Annotated in this window: 9 protein-coding genes; 8 read left to right on the forward strand and 1 reads right to left on the reverse strand. The window is 44.4% G+C overall.

The features are described 5' to 3' along the window. Positions 1-134: 134 nt before the first annotated feature. The 4 genes from DWX57_RS01590 to DWX57_RS01605 all read left to right on the forward strand — a co-directional run bounded on the left by DWX57_RS01590 (position 135) and on the right by DWX57_RS01605 (position 11,111). Positions 135-3,887 (forward strand): phosphoribosylformylglycinamidine synthase, encoded by a 3,753-nt coding sequence (locus tag DWX57_RS01590; RefSeq protein WP_120122917.1) that lies wholly within the window; start codon positions 135-137, stop codon positions 3,885-3,887. A gap of 208 nt (positions 3,888-4,095) precedes the next feature. Further along, on the forward strand, positions 4,096-5,760 hold the full coding sequence (locus DWX57_RS01595) for a DUF6541 family protein (RefSeq protein WP_120122918.1): 1,665 nt from the start codon (positions 4,096-4,098) through the stop codon (positions 5,758-5,760). A 10-nt stretch (positions 5,761-5,770) separates the two neighbouring features. Then, positions 5,771-8,461, forward strand: a complete 2,691-nt coding sequence (locus tag DWX57_RS01600) for a YfhO family protein (RefSeq protein WP_158564569.1) — start codon at positions 5,771-5,773, stop codon at positions 8,459-8,461. Between the two features lie 34 nt (positions 8,462-8,495). Beyond that, positions 8,496-11,111 (forward strand): YfhO family protein, encoded by a 2,616-nt coding sequence (locus DWX57_RS01605; protein WP_120122919.1) that lies wholly within the window; start codon positions 8,496-8,498, stop codon positions 11,109-11,111. On the opposite strand, the gene DWX57_RS01610 is transcribed toward DWX57_RS01605, so the two are convergent. Continuing rightward, positions 11,089-12,186 (reverse strand): LysR family transcriptional regulator, encoded by a 1,098-nt coding sequence (locus tag DWX57_RS01610; RefSeq protein WP_118016671.1) that lies wholly within the window; start codon positions 12,184-12,186, stop codon positions 11,089-11,091. The genes DWX57_RS01605 and DWX57_RS01610 overlap by 23 nt on opposite strands. Before the next feature lie 118 nt (positions 12,187-12,304). On the opposite strand from DWX57_RS01610, the gene leuC reads away from it, so the two are divergent. The 4 genes from leuC to ilvD are packed head-to-tail and all read left to right on the forward strand — an operon-like array spanning position 12,305 to position 16,908. Then, a complete protein-coding gene (gene leuC, locus DWX57_RS01615) occupies positions 12,305-13,570 on the forward strand; it encodes a 3-isopropylmalate dehydratase large subunit (RefSeq protein ID WP_022216079.1) in 1,266 nt (421 codons plus the stop codon). A 42-nt stretch (positions 13,571-13,612) separates the two neighbouring features. Beyond that, positions 13,613-14,101 (forward strand): 3-isopropylmalate dehydratase small subunit, encoded by a 489-nt coding sequence (gene leuD / locus DWX57_RS01620; RefSeq protein ID WP_117874749.1) that lies wholly within the window; start codon positions 13,613-13,615, stop codon positions 14,099-14,101. A gap of 23 nt (positions 14,102-14,124) precedes the next feature. Further along, entirely contained in the window at positions 14,125-15,207 is a 1,083-nt protein-coding gene (gene leuB, locus DWX57_RS01625) for a 3-isopropylmalate dehydrogenase (RefSeq protein WP_117874751.1), read from the forward strand. A 27-nt stretch (positions 15,208-15,234) separates the two neighbouring features. Next, positions 15,235-16,908 (forward strand): dihydroxy-acid dehydratase, encoded by a 1,674-nt coding sequence (gene ilvD, locus DWX57_RS01630; protein WP_120122920.1) that lies wholly within the window; start codon positions 15,235-15,237, stop codon positions 16,906-16,908. The last annotated feature ends 10 nt before the right edge of the window (positions 16,909-16,918 follow it).

Raw genomic sequence — 16,918 nt, forward strand, 5'->3', positions numbered from 1 at the left:
GGGTTAAGATACAATTTTATGCTTAAATAAGCTGAAAATCGGCAAAAAGATAAAAACTACTACAAAAAAAACAAGATAAATGCTATTATTAAAGAATTAAAATAACAAAAACGCTTTTACTATGGAGGTATGACATGAGTAAGGTCAAGAGAGTGTATGTTGAGAAAAAGCCTGACTATGCGGTCAAGGCGAAGGAACTTCACGAAGAGATTAAGAACTATCTGGGTATCAAGGCTGAGTATGTGAGAGTGCTTGTCAGATATGATATTGAGAACATATCAGATGAGACATATGCAAAGGCTCTTGAGACAGTATTTGCTGAGCCGCCTGTAGATGTGATCTATGAGGGTGAGCCTGAGCTTGCTGCCACAGATAAGGTGTTCTCAGTAGAGGCACTTCCAGGTCAGTTCGATCAGAGAGCCGATTCAGCAGAGCAGTGTGTAAAGCTTCTTGCAGAGGATGAGGAGCCTGTTATCAAGACTGCCACAACATATGTACTTTCGGGCGACGTGACAGACGAGCAGATGAAGGCTGTCATGGACTACTGTGTAAACCCTGTTGATTCAAGAATATGCGGTATGGAGATTCCTGAGACTCTGGTTACAGAGTTCCCTGAGCCAGCCGATGTTCATATATTTGACGGATTCAAGGACATGGCAGAGGCAGATCTTAAGGAGCTCTATGACTCACTTGGACTTGCCATGACATTCAAGGATTTCCTTCACATCCAGAACTATTTCAAGAGTGAGGAGAAGAGAGATCCATCCATGACCGAGATCAGAGTTCTCGATACATACTGGTCAGACCACTGCCGTCATACAACATTCTCAACAGAGCTCACAGATGTAGAGTTCGACGATGGAGATTACAAGGATCTTCTTGAGAAGACATTTGACGCATACAGAGCAGAGATGAAGGAGATGTACAAGGACAGAGATGACAAGTTTGTATGTCTCATGGATATAGCCCTTATGGGTATGAAACAGCTCAAGGCAGCAGGCAAGCTCGATGATATGGAAGTGTCAGACGAGATCAATGCTTGTTCTATAGTTGTTCCTGTAGTTGTGGACGGAGTAGAGGAAGAGTGGCTCGTATTCTTCAAGAACGAGACACACAACCATCCTACAGAGATCGAGCCATTCGGTGGTGCTGCTACATGTCTTGGCGGTGCTATCAGAGATCCGCTCTCAGGAAGAGGTTACGTATACCAGGCTATGAGAGTTACCGGTGCGGCTGATCCTACAAAGTCTCTCAAGGACACAATGGAGGGCAAGCTTCCACAGCGTAAGATCGTGACAACAGCAGCCCATGGTTACAGCTCATATGGTAACCAGATCGGTCTTGCAACAGGCCTTGTAAATGAGATATATCATCCAGATTATGTTGCAAAGAGAATGGAGATCGGAGCAGTTATGGGTGCAGCTCCAAGACGTGCTGTAAAGCGTCTCACATCTGATCCGGGAGATGTAATCATCCTGCTCGGCGGACGTACAGGCCGTGATGGCTGTGGTGGAGCAACAGGTTCATCCAAGGCTCACACATCACACTCACTCGAGACATGTGGTGCTGAGGTTCAGAAGGGTAACCCACCTACAGAGAGAAAGATCCAGAGACTCTTCAGAAGAGAAGAGGTTTCATCTATTATAAAGAAGTGTAACGATTTTGGTGCCGGCGGTGTGTCAGTTGCCATCGGAGAGCTGGCAGACGGACTTGTGGTAGATCTTGACAAGGTGCCAAAGAAGTACGCAGGTCTTGACGGTACAGAGCTTGCAATATCAGAGTCCCAGGAGCGTATGGCTATAGTTGTCGATCCTAAGGATGTTGACACTATGCTCGGATACGCTGAGGAGGAGAACCTCGAGGCTGTAGTAGTTGCAAAGGTTACAGAGGAGCCTAGACTTATCCTTAAGTGGAGAGGCAAGGACATCGTGAATATCTCACGTGCATTCCTCAACACAAATGGTGCTCATCAGGAGACACAGGTCAAGGTTGAAGTTCCAAGCAAGGCAGACAATTACTTTGATTCAGTTAAGGAGCCTGAGGATGTCAAGAAGGCATGGCTCGATACACTGTCAGATCTGAATGTGTGCTCACAGAAAGGACTTGTGGAGATGTTCGACAGCTCTATCGGAGCAGGAACAGTCACAATGCCTTACGGTGGTAAGTATCAGCTCACACCTACACAGACAATGATCGCAAAGCTGCCTGTACTCAAGGGTAAGACAGACACTATTACCATGATGAGCTACGGATTTGACCCATATCTGTCAAGCTGGAGCCCATATCATGGTTCAGTATATGCGGTTGTTACATCAGCAGCCAAGATAGCTGCAGCAGGTGGAGATGTAAGCAAGATCAGACTTACATTCCAGGAATATTTCAAGAGACTTGGAACAGACCCATACAGATGGGGACAGCCACTGGCAGCACTCCTCGGAGCATATGATGTTCAGATAGGACTTGGACTTCCGTCTATCGGTGGAAAGGACAGTATGTCAGGTACATTCAATGATATAGATGTACCTCCAACACTTGTATCATTTGCAGTCGATGTGGCAAGCTACATGGACGTTGTTACACCTGAGCTCAAGAAGGCAGGCAATGTTCTTGTGGAGATGGATATAGAGAAGGACGAGAACGACATACCTGTATATGAGAATGTTCTGTACATGTATGACCTCCTGAACAAGAAGATCAAGGAGGGCAAGATCCAGTCTGCATATGCAGTTGGATTTGGCGGTATAATAGAGGCTGTCAGCAAGATGGCATTTGGAAATAAGCTCGGTGTTGAGCTTGAGGATACAGTCAGCAAGAAGGATCTCGTTGCCAAGAACTATGGCGCTATCATTCTTGAGGTTAAGGCAGCAGATCTTGATCAGCTCGGAATTCCTGTCAAGAAGATAGGTAAGGTTATAAAGGAGCCTGTATTTACATACAAGGATGTCACGATCACTATGGACGAGGCTCTTGCAGCATGGACAAAGACTCTTGAGAAGGTATTCCCAACAGAGTCAAATGTTCCACAGACAGAGATCAAGACTGGACTCTTCGACGCCAAGACAGTTTACACATCAAGGAACAAGGTTGCAAAGCCAAAGGTATTCATACCTGTATTCCCTGGTACAAACTGTGAGTACGACTCAGCAAAGGCATTTGAGAGAGCTGGTGCAGACGTACAGACGATAGTATTCAGAAATATGACAGCACAGGGAATCAGAGATTCTGTTGACGCATTTGTGGGGGCAATCAGTGATTCACAGATCATCATGTTCCCAGGCGGATTCTCAGCCGGTGATGAGCCAGACGGATCAGGTAAGTTCATCGCAACTGCGTTTCGTAATGCAAAGATCTCCGAGGAGGTCATGAAGCTCCTGAACGAGAGAGACGGACTTGCACTTGGTATCTGTAACGGATTCCAGGCACTCATCAAGCTCGGTCTTGTGCCTTACGGCGAGATCAGACCACAGACGGATGATTCACCTACACTGACAATGAACAGTATCGGACGTCATCAGTCCAAGATGGTATACACCAAGGTTGTAACAAACAAGAGTCCATGGCTGAAGAAGGCAGAGCTCGGCGGAGTATACACAATTCCTATTTCACACGGTGAGGGACGTTTCGTTGCAAGCAAGGAATGGTGCGAGAAGCTCTTTGCAAATGGACAGGTTGCAACACAGTATGTCGACATGAACGGCAACCCAACCATGGACGAGTACTACAACGTCAACGGTTCATACTATGCGATCGAGGGTATCACAAGCCCAGACGGACGTGTCCTTGGTAAGATGGGTCACTCAGAGCGTATCGGACAGGCTGTAGCTGTAAACGTATACGGCGACCAGAACCAGAAGATATTTGAGAGTGGTGTGGAGTACTTTAAGTAAGATGAAATCATGTCACACGGATTATATCCGGTGATATACCAATAAAAATAGCACAGATGTGCAGGAGTCATAAACAGTTTTAGATGACTGAGAATACGGGGACAGGTGAGAGTAGATTCCATACCTGTCCCCGTTTGTCTTTATATTTATGCGTACTGACTGCCGGGGATGATGTGGCAGAGCTTTGACGACCGGGAGGAGATTCTGCGTGAGAGAAAAAAAGAAAAACAGAATAGAGATTCTGGGAATTGCACTGCTGGTGCTTCTGATAAGCGGTGTATGTATGATCCCTTGTTTTAAGACAGGCCTGCCATACGGTGATGACCAGCAGGTTCATATGCTCAGGGTGGAGAGTATCCTCAAAGCGCTAAAGTCAGGGCAGGGATACCCTGTATATATATATCAGACTATGTTGGAAGGGTATGGCTACGGTATGGGAATATTTTACCCTGATTTGTTCTTGCTGCCAGCCGTTCTCTTCAGACTTCTGGGGGCATCACCGGAGATTGCAATGAAGATATATATATATGTACTGATGATATGTACGGGACTTACTGCGTATTATACAGGGCGGAGCATTGGCAGAAGCCGTTGCGCGGGTGCTGTCACTATGGTGCTTTACACAATGGGACATTATCATCTTGAGGATGTATATACCAGATTTGCACTTGGCGAAATTGCTGCCATGGTATTTATTCCACTGGCGTTTCTTGCTCTTTACGACCTGACTGAGATGGGACACAGTAGAAAAGGCCTTTTATGTGTATCATATTCGTGTCTTATGCTTTCACACACGATAAGCTTTGTATTATGTGTAGTAATGGGAATAATCTGGGTGTGTGCGAGATGGAAAAGAATTGCGGCTTGCAGAAGACTTATTGGGGCTGTGTGTATGGAAGCTCTTGCGTGTGCAGTACTTACATGTTATTATTGGCTTCCTGTACTTGAACAATTTGCAGATGGAAGGTTCTATGTAAGCAATGAACCGGCATTTTACACACATGAGGAGACTCAGACACTGCTCGCGATAGTGAGTGGAAAGTATTCGGTTGCATTCATTGAGATTGGAATACTGGCACTTATGGTATTTGTCAGTATATATAAAAAAGTATATAATAAAAAGGCTTTGATGTGCCTTGTGACAGCGGCGGTGCTTCTTATATGCGAGACAAAGATTTTTCCATGGAAACTTATCGACAGAACTCCATTTGTCAGTATACAGTTTCCGTGGAGGCTGAATATGTTCACAGAATTCTTTGTGGCACTTGGTCTTGCACTTCAGTCAGTGGATATAATAAAGCTGTTGCCATCATACAGAAGAAATGCATGTTTATGTGCGGCTGGAAGCATACTTATCGGTATTTTTAGCCTGAATATGGTATGGAATATAGAACTTGGTGGCTATGTGAACTATCCGGAAGGTTATGCGGATAATGCAGGAAGTACAGACAGTATAGGGTTCTGGGAGTGGCTTCCAGAAGAAGGGGATCTTGCAACATCTGTCGGAGCAGAAAGCAGCGGGATGGTAAAGTGCGAAGATACTTACATACGGGGGCGCTATGGATCAGACGGAAGCTATGAGTTTGATGCGGGTAAAACTGCGGGGGAGTGCATAGTTCCAAAGTATTATTATAAGGGATATGAAGCAATAATGGCTGATGGACGGAAACTGACGGTAAGCAAATGTCTAAATGATGGATTGGTAGAAATATCAGTTTCGCCAGAGGCAGGTAAAGTCGTTGTAAAATATAAGGGGACAAAGATTCAGCATTGGTCATGGAGAATAAGTATATCAGCGGTCTTGCTTATGTTATTGATACTTATAATGCAACATGCTGTCGAAAAAGGAAAAATACAAAGTTATATGGAGTGATGGAGTAATTATGGAAAAAAAGAAAATCAGGTCAAGAAAAATTGTTAAGTATGGAATGGCATTTCTGATTCCTATCATATGTATAGTGATACATATGATGATGACGGACTGTTATCCATTTGGAAAGAATACTATACTGCTTGGAGATTCTAATACCCAGTATTATGCGTTTTTTGTGGAATTATCAGGCAGGATAAGACAGGGAAAATCAATTTTTTTCAGTTGGGACATGGGACTAGGATATGATTTCTATACTAATTTCTTTTATTATCTGGCAAGTCCTGTCAATCTAATAGCAGTTTTGTTCGGCGGTTCACATATGGAGCTGGGAATGATCGTCAGTATGTGTATTCAGGTTGGACTTTGCGGAGTTACTATGACCTATTTCTTATCGCATACCAGCAGAAATAAAATGCAGCACGGATGGCTGAATGACATACTCTGTGTTGTGATGGGAATGGCTTATTCCATGTGCGATTATATGCTTGCATATCAGTATAATCTCATTTGGCTTATATGCCTTCTTCTCGTGCCTGTTATGATGCTTGGCGTTGAGAGACTTATTGAGGGCGGTGATGTGAGACTTTATTTTGTGATGCTTTTCATGTCATTTGTATTCAACTTCTATTTTTCGTGGTTTGTGGCTATGATAGCTGTGATATGGTTTATCGATGTGAAAAAGGATAGCTGGAAAATGTTTTGGAAGCGTGGAGTGAAGTTTGCACTCACATCTATAACGGCTGCACTCAGTGCATGTGTTGTACTTGTGCCGTGTTTCCTTGCGATAGTTGGAAGAGAAGGTGCAAGTTCACTCACAGAAGATATACCATTTAGCAAGTTTGGTAATTTTGCAAATTTGTTCCAGAGCTTTTTCTGGGGACATGATATAGATATAGCTGGAAGAACTCTGTATGCAAGGAATATGTATATGGGACTGTCTCTGCTTTTCCTTGCGGTTGTATATGTGTTTAACAGGAATATACAGCTTCGGGCAAGAGTTAAGAGACTGGTGGAGATAGCGCTGCTTGTTGCCTGTCTGAATCTGACAGGGGCACTGTATGTTCTTCATGGGTTCACATATCCACATCTATATTCTTACAGATATGCTTTTATTCTTGTCATACTTCTTATTGTTTCAGCTTTTGAGTGTGCTGTGAACTGGACGAAGCCGGGGGTTCGGGAGGTGATACTGACCGCAGTTGTATTTTTGGCTTTCTTTGGGGGCGTTTTTCTGGAAAATAATGAGGTGCAGAATGTAGTCTGCTATATGGTTACGATCCTGCTTATTATATATTTGTTTATGGTATTTGTATTACAGGCCAGAAACAGCATAAAGATAAATTCTCTGATTGTGAATTTTATAGTAATACTTTTTGCGGAGCTGATATCCAATGCCGTATATGTGAATACGGATGCATATACTACGGGCAAGGAGCATCTAGGCGGAACTGACGGATGGAGAGCCATATATAATGAAAAGGACAACAGTGATCTTAATAGAAAGACATCCTGGATTTTGTCACAAAATAATACAGTCTATTCAGACACTAATATATTCTCTTCAATCATAAATACAAAAGTGACATGGCTTTTTGATGCGCTTGGAATGGTATATCAGGATCACGGCGCTACATATGCATACAGAAATACTACACCGGTAACTGCGCTTATGTTCAATGTAAGAAATGTATTATCGGATGCAGATGCATATTATGGTGGGTATACAAAGGAGCAAAGATATAATCTGAAGAACGATGTGTATGATATAGACGATGAGATTGCATGGTATACAACAGACTATGCTGTGGGAGCGGGCTTTTCTACAGATGGCAGCATAAAAGATTGGAATGTGTCAGATGTAGTTCCGTTTGAGGTGCAGAATGAATTCGTGAAAGATGTGTCGGGAGTTGAAGGAGTGTTCACCCGTGTTTCACCGGATGAACTGACTAATTTTGATGTGAAATACAGAGGAAGCGCTCCGGATAGACAGATCTTGCCGGATGGAGTAACTTTGGAGAGAAAGACTGATAAAAATGCTTATACATACATGAATGTGTCACTTGATGAAGATTACCATGCCTCACAGATTTATACGTTTACAGCTCCGAGGGATATGCATCTGTATGTGAGCCTTGAGGATGCAAATAAGCTGTGTAATATTGTAACTGTAGATGGAAACGTGATAGCAGATATAAACGAGTATGACGCTTATCCTTCGCCAAAAGATGTACTTGATCTCGGTGAGCTGAAGAGTGGGCAGAAGGTCGAGATACAGGCAGTCAATCTGTCCACAGTCCTAAAAAAGGGAGTAACGTGTATAGATTTCTATGAATATCATGATGACAGGATGCAGGAATGCAAGGAATCAATTAAGGATAGGACGCTTTCACTTGACACAGTGACATCTACATATGTAAAGGGTACGGTGACAGCAAATGAGGATGGTATATTGTATACATCAATTCCTTATTACAGAGGCTTTACAGCGTATGTTGATGGAAAGAAGACTGATATAACAACACTGGCAAATGGTGCACTTGTGGGTCTGGAGCTGACTGCTGGAACACATACAATAGAATTCAGGTATGTAACATATGGATTCAAGCTTGGTCTTATATTATCTGCAGCAGGATGGCTCATAGCTGTCTTATACATGGTGAATCTTAGACGCAGCAGGAAAAAGAAGGTACAGGCTGCATAGAACAGATAGCGCAATAAATTAAGTGGGGATTGATATGGGTATAAAGCAAGGAGAAGTAAACAAACATAAAAAGAGCGGGATTATGTATGCTGCTGTATTCTTAGTTACAGTTCTGGTATATACAGTAATTTTGCTCCTGCAGAAAGCATACCCGTTTGGAGATAAAAGTTTTCTGACGTATGATGCATATGTGCAGTATAAGAATATGTTTCATATGTTATTTGAATGGATTTCGGGAGGTAGCAAAGGAAGCTTTATCTGGTCGATGGGAATGGGAATCGATGCTGTACAGGAGTTACTGTATTACTGCCTGAGCCCGTTCAATATCATCGTTCTGATGTTGGGAGAGAGCAGGCTGGAACTTTCCATGGTATTGCTTATCATCATAAAATCCGCCTGCCTGCCGGTCACGGCGCTTTACTTTTTCAGACATACCAATAAGAAAAATACAGAGAATGGGTACAGCCAGACAGTTGCAACGTTCATAGAGCTGGCATGCAGTATGGCATATGGACTGTCCGGGTATGTCCTTGCATATGGACATAATATTATGTGGCTTGATGGGCTTATTCTGCTTCCGATAGTAGCACTTGGCATAGAGCATCTGTCAGATGGAAAAGGATGGATGTTATACACGCTGTCTTTGGCAGCGTCGATCATATGCAATTTCTATTTCTCATTCTATATATGTGTGTTTGCCGTGATATATTTCTTGCTGGAAAAACGGGAAAATGTCAAAGATTTCCTACGCAGAGGACTTTCGTTTGCCGGCTGCTCGGTGCTGTCTGCTCTGCTCGCAGGAGTGGTTCTGGTTCCTGCCGGACTGGTGGTCATGAGAGCGGCGTCTTCGGTGACTGATATGGGGCTTGAAGGAACACAGATGTGGGGACAGTTTGGAGCGTATATATCTTCATTCTATCCGCTGAAGGATCTGGAATGTGTATCTATGTTCAGCAATAACAGTTATTGTGGAAGTATTGTTATATTTGCTGCCTGCATTTTTATTCTGTCTGATGTGTGCGACTGGAAGACGAGGGTGAAATACTGTATAGCCATGGCCCTGTTAGTGCTTGCCCTGAACTATCTTCCGCTCAATTACGTGTTCCATGGCATGACGATCACACATGGACTTGGAAACAGGTTTGCATTTATATTAACGTTTATATTAATTGCTGCAGCATATCGAATTCTCATGAATCTTGGTAAGCTGAGACTGAGGTATATTGCTGTAAGTACTGTGGTGGCAGGCGTAATATTTGTGGCAAGTCTTATTGACAGCAGAGAGATGAGTACCCCGCTTGGCTATGTTATATTTATGCTTATGCTGGCATTTGCAGCCATTCTGTGCGTGCTTTGCAGAAGAGGAAGCATAAAGCCGGGAGTGGCTGTATGCATTATCTGTGGCTGCTGGATAGCTGAGATTATGGGAAATGCATTATATGTAATGCCGGGCAAGACGGAGGACTGTCTTCTGACAGATGCTGTAAGACTAGATCAGTGGGAATCAGTATACAATTCCCTGGATACAGAAAATGGCACCAGAAAGAGCGCTATGGTTTATGAGAATTATGCGCCATATTCTCAGACAAACTGGTATTCATCCATGGCAAATGGAAATACGATCAGAGCGTTTTCCAGTATGGGACTTGCCCACTTTGACAATGTTGAATATATATATTCGGGAACTACACCGCTTACAACGCTCATGTACAATGTCAGATATGTGTTGAGTCCGGAGAATGGTACTTACGCAGGATATAACCTTGTTGCTGAGAATGACGTATACAATCTGTATGAAGCAGAAACTCCTGAGATGATGGGATTTATGTTGGATGATGGTATCGTAGACTGGAAAGCAGACAGGACACCTCTTGAAAATCAGAATGATTTTATGAAGAGTGGCTGTGGTCTGTCGTCAGATGTATTTACAGAGATTGATATATCGGATTGGAGTACTTCTTATCTCAATCAGGACACACTTAAGGAATCAGTGGGTTATTGCATATACAGAACGTCAAATGCATTTGTGCCGATGACCCGGTATGAGTTTGATGCTGAATCTGATATGGATATGTATGTCTACAGTAAGGATAGCCGCGATCACTATGTGGAGATGATCGTGGACGGAGATCTCAGGGTATCGAATGGGTCATATGTTACAGAACAGCTGTCACATGTCGGCCTCGTAAAGAAAGGACAACATGTCAGGATAACTATAGGAGGTGCGACCAGCTCTAAAACAGGAAGTGTCGGAGAGCGATTTGTAAAGGTATACAATTACAATGCAGATGAATTTGAGAAAGCAGAAGAGAAGATACTTGATAGTCCGCTTGAGTGTACAGGATTTGTAAAAAATACTTTCTATGGAAGTGTGGATGTGAAAAATCCAGGTATCCTGTATATCGCATATCCATATGATGATGGGTTTAAGATATATGTGGATGGAGAGCCGGCAGAAAAAATTCGCCTTGGTAGAGGCAATATGGGTGTCCGGATATATGCGGGCAGTCACGATATAGAAATTGCATACAGAACACCTGGGCTTATGGCTGGCGCACTGGTTTCGCTGTTTGGAATATGCATCATGCTATTTATGCTGAGGTGGGACAGTAAACAGAAGCATGTAATCACACCCCTACCCACTCCATAAATTTCTTCATAGCCGTGCTCTGATTCTTCATTCCTGAGTAAGCGAAGCCGACACTCCTGCTCGGAATAGGAGTGTCAAGCGGAAGTTCGGTTATAACACCGGATGAGAGCTGTTCATGTGCGAATTCACGTACCACGCTGGCAACGCCCATGCCGATGGCGGCGAAGTCGATGAGGAGATCCATGTTGTTGATCTCAAGTACCTGGCTGCAGCTTATGCCCTGTGAGCGGAGATACTCGTCCACGTGGGTACGGGTTACATTTGCCTCCTCCAGAACCATGAGGTTGGAGCCTTCAAGGATGTTGACTGTTGATATATTGGACATACCTGAGTTGCTTGAGTTATGAATAGTGGTAGAAGCAGAGACGCCGGATGAATGTCCGTTATCTCTGCTTTTTTTATCCGCACCTTGATCTGTTGCATCGCCGTGTGTGGCAGAGGCTAAGCCTGAGTTTAGCAGCGGTATAATGTTACCCTTGATATTGCCTGAAAGCTCATCGGCAAAGCTGTATTGATCTCTGCCATTTGCGCGCTCGTAGAAATTATCCAGATATTCAGGGCTTGCCACAAATACGTCATGTATCTCCTTGACAGGAGAGTAGACTATCCCCTTTGGAAGCTCTGTGTTGCAAATCAGACCTATGTCTATGTCGTCATTCTTAAGAAGCTTGATGGTATTCAATGTTGAGTGGCAGTCGATGCTGAACTTGATGTTCGGATTCTCCTTTATAAAGTCCTTCAGGTAATCCAGAAGGATGTGCTTGCACAGCGATGTGCTGACTCCGATTCTTATGTGACCGATTCCAAGCTCCTTGTAATTCTTCAGATTTTCCTCACCCATATTCAGAGAGTCAAATGCCCTCTCAACATATTCATAGAGAACCTGTCCCTCTTCAGTCAGAGTTACCCCTCTGGAACTTCTGTTAAAAAGCGCAGTGACGAGTTCTTCTTCAAGTTTGGAAATAGCCTTGCTTATCGCGGGCTGACTGATGTAGAGCTGATTTGCGGCCTTGCTGATGTTGCCGGCTTTGGCAACTGTATGAAAAATAACGTAATTGTTCAGATTACTTATCATGATATTCCTCCAGGTTATAATAACTATTCTTTTTATATATTGTAATTATACCTAGATGAGTGATATTATCAAGAGTAAGAATTTGTATTTAGAAACAAATGATAGGAGGACTATAAATATGGGTATGACCATGACTCAGAAGATTTTAGCTGCTCATGCAGGACTGCCATCAGTTGAAGCAGGACAGCTTATCGAGGCAGATTTGGATTTAGTATTAGGAAATGACGTAACAACTCCGGTCGCAATTCACGAGATGGAGAAGTTCAACAAGAAGGAAGTATTTGACAAGAAGAAGATAGCACTTGTCATGGATCACTTCACACCTAACAAGGATATCAAGAGTGCAGAGCACTGTAAGTGTGTAAGACAGTTCTCAGCGGCAAATGAGATCGAGAACTATTTCGATGTCGGAGCAATGGGTATCGAGCATGCGCTCCTTCCGGAGAAAGGACTTATCGTGGCTGGTGAGACATGTATCGGAGCAGACTCACATACATGTACATACGGAGCACTCGGTGCATTCTCAACAGGTGTCGGAAGTACAGATATGGCAGCAGGAATGGTGACAGGCAAGGCCTGGTTCAAGGTTCCATCAGCCATCAAGTTCAACATCGTTGGAGAGAAGGCAAAGTGGATCAGTGGTAAGGACGTCATCCTTCACATCATCGGTATGATCGGTGTTGACGGTGCGCTTTATAAGTCTATGGAGTTTGTTGGAGAGGGAATCAAGAACCTCACAATGGACGATAGATTTACAATTGCGAACATGGCCATCGAGGCAGGTGCCAAGAATGGTATCTTCCCTGTCGATGAGCTTACAGAGGAGTACATGAAGGAGCACAGCACAAAGTCATATACAAAGTATGAGGCAGACGAGGACGCTGTATACGATGCAGAGTACACCATCGACCTGTCACAGCTTAAGCCGACAGTTGCTTTCCCTCATCTCCCAGAGAATACAAAGACTATCGATGAGGTCGGAGATATCAAGATCGATCAGGTAGTCATCGGTTCATGTACAAATGGACGTATATCAGATATGAGAATTGCGGCAGATATCATCAAGGGAAGAAAGGTTGCTGACGGTGTCAGAGTTATCGTCATCCCTGGAACACAGGATATCTACCTTCAGTGTATTGAGGAAGGTCTTATGACTATATTTGTCAAGGCTGGAGCAGTGGTTTCAACTCCTACATGCGGCCCATGTCTTGGAGGACATATGGGTGTCATGGCAGCGGGAGAGAGAGCTGTATCAACAACCAACCGTAACTTCGTAGGACGTATGGGTCACGTAGACTCAGAGGTGTATCTTGCCAGTCCTGCTGTTGCAGCAGCTTCAGCCATCACAGGTAAGATCAGCAGCCCTGACGAACTAGGTTTATAGGATTCAGTTTATTACAGAATATTTTATAAGGAGATATAGAGTATGAAAGCACATGGAACAGTACACAAATACGGTGACAACGTAGATACAGATGTAATCATCCCTGCAAGATACCTGAATTCATCAGACCCTGCAGAGCTCGCAAAGAGCTGTATGGAAGATATAGATAAGGATTTCGTAAAGCGCGTAAAGCCGGGCGATATCATGGTGGCAAGAAAGAACTTCGGCTGTGGATCTTCAAGAGAGCATGCACCTATAGCTATCAAGGCTTCAGGAATAAGCTGCGTAATCGCAGAGACATTTGCCAGAATCTTCTATAGGAATGCCATCAATATCGGACTTCCGATCATCGAGTGCCCTGAGGCAGCAGAGGCTATCCAGGCAGGCGATGACGTGGAGATCGATTTCGACAGCGGTATGATCTATGACAGAACCCAGGGAACAGAATTTAAGGGACAGGCATTCCCTCCATTCATGCAGGAGATCATCAAGAGTGAGGGACTCATCAACTATATAAATAGCAAGAATTAATAATCGAAAGAAGGAATAAGAAAATGCAGTGTAATTTAGCCGTAATAAAAGGCGACGGTATCGGCCCTGAGGTAGTCACAGAGGCTATGAAGGTTCTCGATACAGTAGGTAAAAAGTTTGGACATACATTTGACTATGAGCAGATACTCATGGGTGGATGTTCAATAGATGCAACAGGCGTACCGCTCACAGACGAGGCTGTGGCAGTTGCAAAGTCAAAGGATGCAGTTCTCCTCGGTTCTATCGGAGGAAATACATCCACATCACCATGGTATAAGCTCCCTCCAAATCTCCGCCCGGAGGCAGGACTTCTGAAGATCAGGAAAGAGCTTGGCCTCTTCGCAAACCTTCGTCCAGCCAATCTCTATGATGAGCTGAAGGAGGCATGTCCACTTAAGGCTGAGATCGCAGAGCGCGGATTTGATATGATGATGATGAGAGAGCTCACCGGTGGTCTCTACTTCGGCGAGAGACACACAGAGGAGGTTGACGGAGTTATGACAGCCGTTGATACCCTCACATACAACGAGAACGAGATCAGAAGAATAGCCATCAAGGCATTTGACATAGCTATGAAGAGAAGAAAGAAAGTCACATCCGTTGACAAGGCCAATGTCCTTGACTCATCAAGACTCTGGAGAAAGGTCGTTGAGGAAGTGGCAAAGGATTATCCAGAAGTTGAGCTTGAGCACATGCTCGTAGACAACTGCGCAATGCAGCTTGTGAAGGATCCTGCACAGTTCGATGTGGTTCTCACAGAGAACATGTTCGGAGACATCCTCTCAGACGAGGCATCTATGATCTCAGGTTCTATCGGAATGCTTTCATCTGCATCACTTAACGAGACAAAGTTCGGTATGTATGAGCCATCAGGCGGATCGGCACCTGACATAGCAGGCCAGAACAAGGCGAATCCGATAGCAACCATCCTGTCGGCGGCAATGATGCTCAGATACACATTTGACCTCGACAAGGAGGCAGATGCAGTTGAGAACGCTGTAAAGACGGTTCTCAAGGACGGATACAGAACAATAGATATCCACTCAGAGGGAACACAGCTCGTAAGCTGTTCCGAGATGGGTGATCTTATCTGCGAGAGAATATAGAAAGGACCATTATTGGAGGAGAATAAGATGAAGAGTGATAATGTTAGGGTTGGAATGCAGCAGGCACCACACAGATCTCTGTTCAACGCACTGGGCATGACAAAGGAAGAGATGGAGAGACCTTTAGTAGGTATCGTATGTTCATACAATGAGATAGTTCCAGGTCACATGAACCTGGACAAGATAGCACAGGCAGTAAAGATGGGAGTTGCCATGGCAGGTGGTACACCTGTTATGTTCCCGGCGATCGCTGTGTGTGATGGTATAGCAATGGGACACATCGGAATGAAGTATTCACTGGTTACAAGAGATCTGATCGCAGACTCAACAGAGGCTATGGCTATAGCACATCAGTTTGACGCGCTCGTCATGATCCCTAACTGTGACAAGAACGTTCCAGGACTTCTCATGGCAGCAGCCAGAGTAAATGTCCCAACAGTATTTGTATCTGGCGGCCCTATGCTTGCCGGACACGTAAAGGGAAATAAGACAAGTCTTTCAAGCATGTTCGAGGCTGTAGGTTCATACGCAGCCGGAACCATGACTGAGGAGGATGTATACGAGTATGAGTGCAAGACATGTCCTACATGCGGATCATGTTCAGGTATGTACACAGCAAACTCTATGAACTGTCTGACAGAGGCTCTTGGGATGGGACTTCCTGGAAATGGAACAATCCCTGCAGTATATTCAGAGAGACTTAAGCTTGCAAAGCATGCAGGAATGGCAGTTATGGATATGTACAGAAAGGGCATCAAGCCTAGAGACATCATCACAAAGGAGTCAATCATCAACGCTCTTACAGTTGATATGGCACTTGGATGTTCAACCAACTCTATGCTCCACCTTCCAGCCATCGCACATGAGATCGGTTTCGACTTTGATATCTCATTTGCAAATGAGATCAGCGCAAAGACACCTAACCTGTGTCACCTTGCTCCTGCAGGCCACACATACATGGAGGATCTCAATGAGGCCGGTGGTGTGTATGCGGTTATCAAGCAGCTTGCAGATGCAGGACTCATCAACAAGGACTGCATGACAGTTACAGGCAAGACAATAGGTGAGGCTGTTGCCAATAGTGTAAACAAGAATCCTGAGGTCATCAGACCTATGGACAATCCATATACAGTTACAGGTGGTCTGGCTGTACTCAAGGGTAACCTTGCACCAGACGGCTCTGTAGTAAAGCGTTCAGCAGTTGTGCCTGAGATGCTGGCTCACAAGGGCCCTGCAAGGGTATTTGACTGTGAGGAGGACGCAATCGCAGCTATCAAGGGCGGCAAGATCGTAGAGGGTGACGTGGTAGTCATCAGATACGAGGGACCAAAGGGCGGCCCTGGTATGAGAGAGATGCTCAACCCTACATCAGCCATCGCTGGTATGGGACTTGGCTCATCAGTTGCCCTTATCACAGACGGAAGATTCTCAGGAGCAAGCCGTGGAGCGTCCATCGGACATGTATCACCTGAAGCTGCTGTGGGCGGACCTATCGCTCTTGTTGAGGAAGGCGATATGATCGAGATCGATATCAACAACCTCAGCATCAAGCTCGATGTCTCAGACGAGGATCTTGCAAAGAGAAAGGCTGCATGGAAGCCAAGACAGCCAAAGGTTACAACAGGCTATCTTGCAAGATACGCAGCTATGGTTACATCAGGCAACAGAGGTGCTGTTCTTGAGGTGCCAAAGATTAATTGATCACAATTAA

It is taken from the genome of Coprococcus sp. AF19-8AC, assembly GCF_003603115.1.
GTDB classification, from domain to species: Bacteria; Bacillota; Clostridia; order Lachnospirales; family Lachnospiraceae; genus Coprococcus; species Coprococcus aceti.

Coding starts and splice junctions, on each gene's coding strand:
- DWX57_RS01590 (WP_120122917.1), top strand. CDS start 135: ATGAGTAAGGTCAAGAGAGTGTATGTTGAGAAAAAGCCTGACTATGCG.
- DWX57_RS01600 (WP_158564569.1), top strand. CDS start 5,771: ATGGAAAAAAAGAAAATCAGGTCAAGAAAAATTGTTAAGTATGGAATG.
- DWX57_RS01605 (WP_120122919.1), top strand. CDS start 8,496: ATGGGTATAAAGCAAGGAGAAGTAAACAAACATAAAAAGAGCGGGATT.
- DWX57_RS01610 (WP_118016671.1), bottom strand. CDS start 12,186: ATGATAAGTAATCTGAACAATTACGTTATTTTTCATACAGTTGCCAAA.
- leuC (WP_022216079.1), top strand. CDS start 12,305: ATGGGTATGACCATGACTCAGAAGATTTTAGCTGCTCATGCAGGACTG.
- leuD (WP_117874749.1), top strand. CDS start 13,613: ATGAAAGCACATGGAACAGTACACAAATACGGTGACAACGTAGATACA.
- leuB (WP_117874751.1), top strand. CDS start 14,125: ATGCAGTGTAATTTAGCCGTAATAAAAGGCGACGGTATCGGCCCTGAG.
- ilvD (WP_120122920.1), top strand. CDS start 15,235: ATGAAGAGTGATAATGTTAGGGTTGGAATGCAGCAGGCACCACACAGA.